Raw genomic sequence first — 10,168 nt, forward strand, 5'->3', positions numbered from 1 at the left:
AAGCGGCGGGGGTGGCGGTTCATTTCAATGAACCGCCACCCCCGCCAGTGCTATGGGGCAGACCCGTCGTTCAGCGCGGGCCCCCGGTCACCGGGCGACCCGGTTGCGGCGGTGCAGCGCCAGCAGCGCCAAGCCGCCAGCAGTCAGCGCCGCAGCCAGCGCCGGGGAGGCACCCAGACCGGTCTTGGCCAGCTGCTTGCCGCCCTTCTTCGCCTGCGCGGCCGGGGCCGCCTTGGTGGCGGCAGGGGCGGGAGCGGTCGGCTTCGCGGTCGGCTTCACCGTGGGCTGAGGCGTCGCCCCGCCCTCGGAGCCACCCGACTGGCCCGGCGTCTGCGGGTCGGGCGCCGGGGCCGGCTGCTTGACCTTCACGGCCATCACGTGGGCCGCGTGGGCCCAGCCCTCGTCGCCGCCCAGGTCGTCGTGGATCACGCCATCGCCACCCACGGCCAGGGTCGGGCCGCCCAGCAGCGAGCCCACGAAGGCCACGCTGCGGCCCGAGCGGGACTTAGCGCCGGGGGACTCCAACACCGTCGCCTCCGCGCCCAGGTCCGCGATCCCGCGCACCGGGGCATTGAACGCGCTCAGCGGGAACACGTAGCTGCGGCCATTGCCGCCCTCGGCGCCCTGCGCACCCACGGCCACCAGGCCCGTGCCCTTCGCGCCCGGCAGCACGTCCACCGCGTAACCGAAGCCATCACCGGCCGCCGCGCCGCGCACGATATTCACACGCAGGGCGGAGGCAACGTCGTCCAACTGGCCCTCCGGGGAAATGCGCACCTGCGCCGACACGCTGGCGTTGCCGTGCACCAGCGCCACGCCACCGCGCCCCACGTTCATCAGGTTGCCGCCGTCGAAACCGATCACGAAGTCACCGAAGCCGTCACCGTCCACGTCGCCGGCCGGCGCCACCGAGTTACCGATGCCCAGGCGCAGCGAGGTAGTACCAACCGCCTCGATCACCGCGCCCTCGAAAGCCTGGCCCAGGTCGATCCGCGCGCCCGGCTTCACGCCCGTGAGCAGCCAAGCACGGCCGTGCACAAAGTTCTCCTGGCGGGAGTGGCTGTAGTCCGTCAGCACGAAGTCCGTGCGGCCGTCCTTGTTCACATCACCCACCGCCGTGAAAGAGGTGGCCAGGTGATCCAGCGGCGTCACCACGCGGGCGATCACGCGGGCGTTCTCAGCCAGCGGGTCAGTCAGGTCCACATCCTGGCCGGCGCGAGCGCCCGCCACCACGAAAGCCACGCCCTGGTCCTTCGCCGCACCCGTAATCGGGCGCAGGTTGGAGTGCACCACGGCCAGGTCAGCCAGGCCGTCGCCGTTCACGTCACCAGCCGGCGCCAAGTGCGCCGCCGGGGCACCAAACGCAGGCAGCTTCACCGTGAAGCCCTGCGCCGGGGTGAGCGCGGACAGGTCCACGCTCGCCAGGCCGGGGCCGCCGTTAAGCACCCAGGCGCGCCCCATCGTGTGCGAGCCGACCGCCAGGTCATCCACCCCGTCGCCGTTCGTGTCACCCAGGCAGGCCACCGACAGGCCAATCGTGGCGTCCACGCCTTCCTCGCCCGTGTCTCGCGGGCCGACGATCGTGATCGAGTTGTCCTTAGTCAGCGCCGCACCCGGGGTACCGCCCGGGACGATCTGCACCGCGCCGGTGACGTTGCTGACCCAACCCTTGTTCGGGGAGTCCCAGTAGTACGGGTCGTACTTCCACTCCGAGCGCGTCAGGTTGCCGCTGATCACGTCCGGCTTGCCGTCACCCGTCACGTCGCACGCGCCGCGCGCCAGCACCGTGCCGAAGCTGGAGCTGAACTCACCCAGCCAGACCTTGCGCTCCGCCGAGTCCACGGTCTCCACGCCCGCCGGGATGTCCGGGGCCGCCGGCGGGGGAGTGGTGGGCTTGTCCGGGCCGGTGGTGGACTCCTCCTCATCGCTGCCCGAGGTGGAGCCGGTGTCGCTGCCCGTGCCGGTGCCGGACTCGGTGCCGGAGGTGTTGCCTGAGCCGCCCAGGTCCTCGTCGTCCAAAAGGTGGCCGGTCTGTTCGCCGGAGGTGCGAGGAACGTCGGCCACGCCGGGGGCGTCCGGCTGGTCGGCCGGAGCGGCCAGGGCGGCCTGCGGCAGCAGAAGCCCGGCGCACAGTAGCGGGGCGCTCAGGAGTGCCGTGAGCGGCAAGCGGTGAGAGATGCGAGGTCGAGTCATGTCGAGCGCAACCATCCTTCAATTAAGTGTTAGAAGTTAGGGACGCCTCACCTTAGTGCAGGTAAATAGGGGTGTCCAAGTTGTGAGCCGCTAAGAAGACGCGGCGTAAGAAAAGCGGCTTTTCCCCGGTCCGGGCGTGGGGTTTCCGGGAGCGGTGCCTGGTCGTGGACCGGCGATGGCGGGCGATGGCGGGCGCCGGCCCGCTGAGGCGTCGGGGTGGCGGTGGTGTGCGCCGTGAACCAGCGCTGGCCCTCTCTGATTTCGACGTTTGGGTCTTCAACTAGACGTTTGGCTGTTCAACTCGACGATGGAGCCCCGGCAAACGTCGAGATTGGGGGCGAATCGTCTAGTTGAGACGGCGAACGTCGAGATTGGGGGCGAATCGTCTAGTTGAGACGGCGAACGTCGAGATTGGGGGCGAATCGTCTAGTTGAGGCCACAAACGTCGAGATTGGGGGCCATTCGTCTAGTTGAAGCCACAAACGTCGAGATTGGGCACGGCTAGTTGGGGTGAGACCAGCTTGCCGGGCCGAAAGGCCAAGGCCCCGACCTTGCGCCGCGTTCCGCCCGTGCGCATGGCGCGTTGAAGAGTCGCCGTCGGGAGCGCCATCCAGCCGGGTGCCAACGCGCTACCCGGAGCGGCCCGGGAGGCTAGCGGCCCTGGAGCCGCTCGGCCTCGTCGGTCAGGAACGCCTGGGCCATCTTGCGAGCAAACCAGCGCGAGTGGCTGGTGGTCTTCACCGTGCCACTGACCGGGTGCCACGCCCCTGTCCCCGGGTGCTGGAACTCGGCCTTCCAGGTGGTCGTCAGGGTGATGCGGGTCTTGGGGGAGCGCGTCAGGTACTGGTGCGAGATCGAGGCGTTCGGGAAGGGAGTGCCCGGGTCGGTGGTGGTGAACTCGGTGCCGTCGCCGAAGTCCCAGGTGAACTCGATCGGGGTGGCGCGCACGTTGATCTGCTCCCCGCGCAGCATCACGGAATGGATCTGCGGGTTGCCGCTGGTCATCACCGGAGTGCGCAGGTTGATCAGCACGTCCCCGGATGAGGGCCACATCGTGATGACAGACGGCGTGATTCGCACCGTGGCCATCTCCGTTACGGAGACGCCCGGAGTGGCCGCAGGGCTGGGAGTGCCCGGGGCCGCAGCCGGCGGCGCGGCGGCATTCGGGCAGCCGCACGAGCCACCGGAGGCCGGCGGCTTGGTCGGCTTCGGGCTGGGGCAAGACTTGGGCGCCTCGTGCTCGGGCTTGGGTGCCTCTGGCTTGGGCTCCGGCTTGGGGGTCCAAGCCGGCTTCGGTGCCGGCTGGGCGGGCGGCCTGGGAGCCTTGGGCGGCTCCACCCGCGAATGCCCGCCGGCCCCCGGGCGAGGTGCCTGCTGCGGTGCGTGGTGCGCCGGCGGCGCCGGCGGCTGGAAAACCGGAGGCGGGGGCGGGGCGGGGTCGGCCCAAATGTCCGTGGAAGAAATGGTGACTTCGCCGTTGTTGCCGCCGGACTCGCCGTGATACTTACCCGTTGCGACGGGAGCGGAAAGCGCAAGCGATAGTGCAATAAGCCAATGAATCACTGCTGCCCCTGGGCTTGCGTCATTTCGGCGTCCTTAATGAGCCACCTGCCGTCAGTGTAAGAGAGAATCACTGCGAACTCCGTCAGCATAGCTGGCGTGTCAACAGCTTGCGCACCGTCCCTTGACACCTCGTAAATCGTGTCCACCTGTGCCTGGAGTACGACGACGTGTTCGTCCGGGTTGTCCGGGTTGGTGCCGCGCCGAACCGTGTAGGGCTGGAAGTCGGCCACCTTAGCCGCCGTCCCGGCGTGGGCGCCCTCCACCAGCACGTGCGCGATGCTCTCCAGCCAGGGGGCAGAGCCCTGCGCGTTGGCGCGCCACCAGTCCACGTCGTTGGACTGAATCGCGTAGGCCCAGCCGTGGAAAAGGAAGTAGGCGTAGGCCTCGGCGCCATCGACGCTAGGTTCGGCGGCGACGTCGCTCAGTCGGGGCGCCTCGAGGTCCACCGCTTGGTAGGTGTCCCCTCCGGGCGCGGCCTTTGACTCACTGCTCGCCGCAGCGCTCGCGGAGGGCACCGGTTGCGGGGAAATCGCCAGCGCGCTCTTATTCGGGTCCACCGGCTCCGGCGCATCCTGGCCAGTTGAGCCGCAGGCCGCAATCCCCAGCGTAATTCCAACCGCTAAAGCGATTAACCCAAAGCGGGGCGTCCACCCGACGGTGCTAGCGCTCCCGCGCCGACCACCGTCGCTCTGCCTCTCCCGCATGGACTTCATAAAAGAGAAAATAGCGTTTCTGGGCGGCGAGCAAGCGGAGAAAAAGTCCCGGACTACGCCACATTGAGGCAATCTCAACAGCGGTGAAGGCACGACCAAGGGCGCGGGGAGTGGCTGCCCTGCGACGCCTGATCGGCGTCCTCGCGCCCGGCCCGCAGCACCCGGCCCGGGCCTAGATGCCCTCGCCCACCACGGCGCCCTCGCGGCCGGTGGGCAGGTCGATCTCCACCACGTCGCCGGCGGCCAGCTGGGCACCGCGCCGCTGCTCCACGGCGCCGTTGACTAGCACGTCGCCGGACTGGATGGCGATGGTGGCGGTGGCGCCGTCCTCCACCAGGCCGGTGAGCTTGAGGAACTGGCCTAGGCGGATCACGCCGCGTACCGGGATCGTCTCGTATGTGGGCATTGCTCAATTGTGGCAGAGCCGGGCCCTATCCTTTTGCCCATGACTACCCCGGTTGCCCTGAGTGTGCTGGACCTGCGTGGCGAGGAGCTGGACGCGGCGAGCGTCGCGGCCCGCCTGCCGCGTGCGGAGATGAAGGTGGAGGACGCCCTGGAGCGGGTGCGCCCGGTACTGGACGACGTCCGCCAGCGCGGCGCGGCCGCCCTGCGCGCCGCGGCCGAGCGCTTCGACGGGGTGCGTCCGCTGCACCTGCGGGTGCCGGCGCACGAGCTGGAGCGCGCCGCCCGGGAGCTGGACCCGCAGGTGCGCGCGGCCCTGGAGGTGGCCATCTCCAACGCCCGCAAGGCGCACGCGGTGCAGGTGCCCCCGGCCACGTCCACGGAGGTGGTGCCGGGCGGGTTCGTGCACCAGCGCTGGGTGCCGGTGCGCCGCGTGGGCTTGTACGCGCCGGGTGGCCTGGCGGTCTACCCGTCTTCGGTGGTGATGAACGCCGTGGCGGCGCAGGCCGCGGGCGTGCCGCAGGTGGCGTTGGCCTCCCCGCCGCAAAAGGAGTTCGGGGGCCTGCCGCACCCGACGATCCTGGCCGCCGCCCACCTCACCGGTGTCACCGAGGTCTACGCGGCCGGTGGCGCGCAGGCGATCGCCATGTTCGCCTACGGCGCCCGCCCGGAGACGGCTGAGGACGCGGCCGCCTGCACGGGGGAGTGGCTGTGCGCCCCGGTGGACGTGGTGACGGGACCGGGCAACGCCTACGTGGCGGCCGCCAAGCGGGCGGTGCGCTCCGAGTGCGGCATCGACGCCGAGGCCGGCACCACGGAGATCGCCGTGATCGCCGACGCCACCGCCAACCCCGCCTACGTGGCCGCCGACCTGATCAGCCAGGCCGAGCACGACCCTGCCGCCGCCAGCGTGCTGATCACCGACAGCCCCGAGCTGGCCGACGCCGTGCAGCGGGAGATCGCCGCCCAGGCCGCCCTCACCAAGCACACCGAGCGCGTGGCCACCGCCCTGACCGGCCCGCAGTCCGGGATCGTGCTGGTGGACAGCATCGACGCCGCCGTGCTGGTGGCCAACGCCTACGCGGCCGAGCACCTGGAGATCCAGGTGGACGACGCTGCCGCCGTGGCCGAGCGGATTTACAACGCCGGAGCGATCTTTGTGGGCTCCTACTCCCCGGTCCCGCTGGGTGACTACATGGCCGGCTCCAACCACGTGCTGCCCACCGGGGGCACGGCCCGCTACGACGCGGGCCTGTCTGCGATGGCCTACCTCAAGCCCATGCAGGTGGTGGAGTACTCGCGCCAGGCGCTGGCCAGCCTCACCCCGGCCCTGTCCGCCCTGGCGGTGGCCGAGGACCTGCCGGCCCACGCCCACGCCGCCCAGGTGCGCGGCCAGTAGGGCTGAGGCGGCCCGGGGAGCGGACGGCCAGTAGGGCTTAGTCGGCCCGGGGCGCGCGGCCCGTAGCAGGCGCGGCCCCCGGCTCAGCCCACCTTCACCAGGCGCACCTGCCAGCCCGGCTGCAGCAGGCGCAGCAGCTCGCGGTACTCCGGCAGCACGTGCCCGATCACGTTCACGCGCGGGTCGGCCGGCAGATCCTGGCGGGCCACCTGCACCTCGCCCGTGTAGCGCGGGTAGTTCTCGTTGTGGACGGTGATCGTGCCGGCCGGGCGGGCCCAGGGGCGCAACTGGGCAACGTCGTCCCCCTTGGTCGCGTACTCGCGCGACTCCACCACGCGGAAAACGGACTGCGGCGAATCCAACCGCAGGGTGAGCGGAACGTCGTACCACTGACTGCCCTCCGCGTACAGGTGGGCGGGCACGGGCAGCACGCCGGTGGAGCGCGCCTGCTCAATCAGGCCGACCTGCTCGTCGCTCAGCCACGGATCACCCACGAACACGGCGTCCTGCTCGCACACCGTGGCCAGCTCCACGTAGCCCACGTAAGGGGGCAGGGCGCGGTGCGACTCCACGGTGGGCAGGCCCTCCCCGGCGGGGTGGCGCAGGCGCGAATCGCCCGGGATGAAGGCGTAGACCTCCACGCCGCAGTCGTGCAGGATCCGGGTGGGCGGCAACAGGAACTGCGCGCTCACGCCGCTGCCCGCCAGCGGGTAATAGTTGTGGGTGGAGAGGAACTCCGATCGCAGCAGCGGGCGGTGCTCCTCAGCCACGAACGCCGCGTTCACCGCCAAGATGCAGTGCTCGGCCAGCTCCACCATCTCCTCGCGGCTCACCCCGTAGTCCACGCGGGCGCTCTCGATGCCCAGCTCGGTGACCAGCTCGATCAGCGACGAGCAACCGTAGTACTCCAGGGTGCGGCCGGCGACGTCGGCCATGATGCGCGCGCCCCACGAATGCAACTCGGCGCAAACCTCCTGCACGCGCTCGCGGTAGCCGGGCTGCTCCGCCTCCTCGCCCATGTGCAGGCAGATGAACACCCAGTCCCCGGGGCGGATTCGCTCCCTGAGCGCGTCGCGGTACTCGGCGAAGGAAGAGATGTAGGCGGAGTAAAACAACGGGGGCAGAGTCAAGCCTTGAGCCATAGATTCAAATTAGCGCACCGGCCCATAGACTGGGCGCGTGAACCTCCCTCTGCGCCCCGAATTGATTGGCGTTGCCCCCTACGGCGCCCCGCACCCGGACGTGCCCGTGGTGCTGAACGTCAACGAGAACCCCTACCCGCTCTCGCAGCGGGTGGTTGAGACCATCGCGGCGCGCGTGGCGCAGGCGGCGGTGCGGCTAAACCGCTACCCGGACCGCGACTTCGTGGAGCTGCGCACCGCGCTGGCCGCCTACCTGGCGCGCGAGTCCGGCGTGAGCCTGCCGCCCATGCAGGTGTGGGCAGCCAACGGCTCCAACGAGGTGATGACTCACCTGTTCCTGGCCTTCGGCGGGCCGGGGCGCTGCGCGCTCACCTTCACCCCGTCCTACTCCATGTACCCGGAGTACGCGCGCGACACCCACACCGAGTTCGTGGCCGCCCCGCGCGGGGAGGACTACGGCGTGGACGTGGCGGCCGCCGCGCAGCTGCTGGAGCGCCACCGCCCCGCCCTGCTGGTGCTGGCCTCCCCGAACAACCCCACCGGCACCGCCCTGCCCCTTTCCACCACCAAGGCACTGCTGGAGCTGACCCGCACCTCCGGGCCGGCCGGGCCGGGCGGCGAGCCCACCGCCACCGTGGTCGTGATCGACGAGGCCTACGGGGAGTTTCGCCGCGAGGGCGTGGACAGCGCCCTTACCCTGCTGGCTGACAACCCGCACCTGGTGGTCACCCGCACCATGTCCAAGGCCTTCGGGGCCGCCGGCCTGCGCCTGGGCTACTGCGGCGCCTCCCAGGAGATCGTGGACGCCCTGACCGTGGTGCGCCTGCCCTACCACCTCTCCGCCGTCACCCAGGCGGCCGCCCTGGGCGCCCTGGAGCACCAGGACGAGCTCATGGCCCAGGTGGCCTCCCTGCGCGCCGAGCGCGACGCCCTGGTGGAGTGGCTGCGCGGCGAGATGGCCTTGACCGCGCTGGACAGCGACGCCAACTTTGTTCTGTTCGGCCCCTTCGAGGACCGCCACTTCGTGTGGAACGCCCTGCTGGAGCGGGGAATAATCATTCGAGAGGTGGGCCCCGCCGGATACCTGCGCGTCAGCGTGGGCACCCCCGGCGAAATGGAAGCCTTCCGCACCGCACTGAAGGAGATTTGCGCATGAGCCGCACCGCCGTAATCGAGCGCGTCACCAGCGAGTCCACCGTCCGGGTGGAGATGAACCTGGACGGGACCGGCGCCAACGAGATCTCAACCACCGTGCCGTTCTACGACCACATGCTCACGGCCCTGTCCAAGCACTCCCTGATCGACCTGAAGGTCCAGGCCCACGGCGACACCCACATCGATGCCCACCACACCGTGGAGGACGTGGCGATCTGCCTGGGCGAGGCCCTGAAGGTGGCGCTGGGCGACAAGCGCGGCATCGCCCGCTTCGGTGACGCCCTGGTGCCGCTGGACGAGGCGCTGGCGCAGGCCGTGGTGGACGTCTCCGGCCGCCCCTACTGCGTGCACACCGGCGAACCGGAGGCGCTGGCCTTCCATCGCATCGGCGGGCACTACACCGGCTCCCTGACCGGGCACGTGCTGGAGTCCCTGGCCCTGCACGCGGGCATCTGCCTGCACGTGCGGGTCCTGGCCGGCCGCGACCCGCACCATATCGTGGAGGCCGAGTTCAAGGCGCTGGCCCGCGCGTTGCGCGCCGCCGTGGCGCTGGACCCGCGCGTGGACGGCATCCCCTCGACCAAGGGCGCCCTCTGATGGAAACGCCGACCTGGACGACGAGTTCTCCCGCCTGATGGCCGCCTCCGGCCTGTCCGGTGAGGACCTGGCAGAACTGGGTGGACTGGACGACGCCGCCGGGCCGGCCGACCGTGTCGGCGTCGGCCGTGTGTGGGGACGACGCCGGCGGCGCGGTGGCGGGCTCGACGCCCTGACTGGGCGGGTGGGGGGACGACGTTGCCGCCGACGCCCTGCTGGACGAGCCGAGCATCCCCGATTTCCTGCCTGCAGAAGGGCCTGGACGCCCCGGCCGGGGTGGCGCCCGCCGCGCGCCTGGCCCTGGCTGGGGGCGATCATGACCCCGTTCGCCAAGGGCACGCCGCTGCAGATGATGCTGGGCCTGGAGGGCGTGGAGATGGCGGTGGTGGAGACGAGCACCGGCGCCATCGCGGCGGTGGAGCTGGAGGTGGTCGGCTCCGACGACTGGGACGTGGCCTGAGCTCCTGGGCACCGGCAACATGCCCGGCTCCTCCCCGGTGCTGGAGAAGGCGGCGACCCTGCTCGGCGGCCCTGTCCCGGGACGGGGTGATCGCCCTGGTCAGCGAGCTGGCCACCGACGCCGGGCATCGACGCCGGCATCTCCGGGCACATCAGCGCCCGCCGCTACGTCAAGGGCGAGGAGAGCCAGGAGATCCCTGCCGGGCTGGTGCTGGCCCAGGCCGACCCGCTGGTGGAGGACCTGCCGCCGGGGGTCAAAAGCGCGTGGCGGAGGCGGCCGCCTCCGAGTAGCCGCAACGCGTTTTCGTTCCGCTGGGGCTTCAAGGGCGGGGGCGCCGGGGACCCGAGTCCACCTGAGCCAGCGATCCGCCCGCCCCCGAATCGGGGTCGGGCGCAAGGCGACCCAAAACAGACCGGTGGGGTGGGAGCTGACGGCGCCCCCACCCCACACGGTCTGTTCGCCGGGTGCGGCCGGACTAAGGCGCGCGGCTGGGTCTTTCTGAAGCGGCGCACGAAAAACGTCTATGGGTCCCCAAGAAAACTGG

Annotated in this window: 9 protein-coding genes; 4 read left to right on the forward strand and 5 right to left on the reverse strand. The window is 70.8% G+C overall.

Features of this window, described 5'->3' with window-relative positions; all coding sequences use genetic code 11:
• Positions 1-87: 87 nt before the first annotated feature.
• The 4 genes from AC4PWQ_RS05860 to AC4PWQ_RS05875 all read right to left on the reverse strand — a co-directional run bounded on the left by AC4PWQ_RS05860 (position 88) and on the right by AC4PWQ_RS05875 (position 4,875).
• A complete protein-coding gene (locus AC4PWQ_RS05860; RefSeq protein WP_492090058.1) occupies positions 88-2,193 on the reverse strand; it encodes an FG-GAP repeat domain-containing protein in 2,106 nt (701 codons plus the stop codon).
• Between the two features lie 651 nt (positions 2,194-2,844).
• A complete protein-coding gene (locus tag AC4PWQ_RS05865) occupies positions 2,845-3,531 on the reverse strand; it encodes a hypothetical protein (protein WP_371152428.1) in 687 nt (228 codons plus the stop codon).
• A 221-nt stretch (positions 3,532-3,752) separates the two neighbouring features.
• Positions 3,753-4,313, reverse strand: coding sequence for a hypothetical protein (locus AC4PWQ_RS05870; RefSeq protein WP_492090059.1), 561 nt, complete (start codon positions 4,311-4,313; stop codon positions 3,753-3,755).
• Between the two features lie 328 nt (positions 4,314-4,641).
• Positions 4,642-4,875: an RNA-binding S4 domain-containing protein gene (locus AC4PWQ_RS05875; protein WP_371152426.1), complete on the reverse strand. Its 234-nt coding sequence runs from the start codon at positions 4,873-4,875 to the stop codon at positions 4,642-4,644.
• Positions 4,876-4,914: 39 nt separating this feature from the next.
• On the opposite strand from AC4PWQ_RS05875, the gene hisD reads away from it, so the two are divergent.
• Positions 4,915-6,270, forward strand: coding sequence for a histidinol dehydrogenase (hisD, locus tag AC4PWQ_RS05880; protein WP_492090060.1), 1,356 nt, complete (start codon positions 4,915-4,917; stop codon positions 6,268-6,270).
• A gap of 83 nt (positions 6,271-6,353) precedes the next feature.
• Here hisD and AC4PWQ_RS05885 read toward each other — a convergent pair whose 3' ends face one another.
• Positions 6,354-7,412: a MupG family TIM beta-alpha barrel fold protein gene (locus AC4PWQ_RS05885; RefSeq protein ID WP_492090061.1), complete on the reverse strand. Its 1,059-nt coding sequence runs from the start codon at positions 7,410-7,412 to the stop codon at positions 6,354-6,356.
• 37 nt (positions 7,413-7,449) lie between these two features.
• On the opposite strand from AC4PWQ_RS05885, the gene AC4PWQ_RS05890 reads away from it, so the two are divergent.
• The 3 genes from AC4PWQ_RS05890 to AC4PWQ_RS05900 all read left to right on the forward strand — a co-directional run bounded on the left by AC4PWQ_RS05890 (position 7,450) and on the right by AC4PWQ_RS05900 (position 9,624).
• The gene (locus AC4PWQ_RS05890) at positions 7,450-8,568 is read left to right on the forward strand and encodes a histidinol-phosphate transaminase (protein ID WP_371173982.1); all 1,119 of its coding nucleotides are present in this window, start codon (positions 7,450-7,452) and stop codon (positions 8,566-8,568) included.
• Positions 8,565-9,164: an imidazoleglycerol-phosphate dehydratase HisB gene (hisB, locus tag AC4PWQ_RS05895; protein WP_371164785.1), complete on the forward strand. Its 600-nt coding sequence runs from the start codon at positions 8,565-8,567 to the stop codon at positions 9,162-9,164. The genes AC4PWQ_RS05890 and hisB overlap by 4 nt, the downstream gene beginning before the upstream one ends.
• A 316-nt stretch (positions 9,165-9,480) precedes the next feature.
• Entirely contained in the window at positions 9,481-9,624 is a 144-nt protein-coding gene (locus tag AC4PWQ_RS05900; protein WP_492090062.1) for a hypothetical protein, read from the forward strand.
• The last annotated feature ends 544 nt before the right edge of the window (positions 9,625-10,168 follow it).

This window comes from Buchananella sp. 103232, from assembly GCF_058725725.1.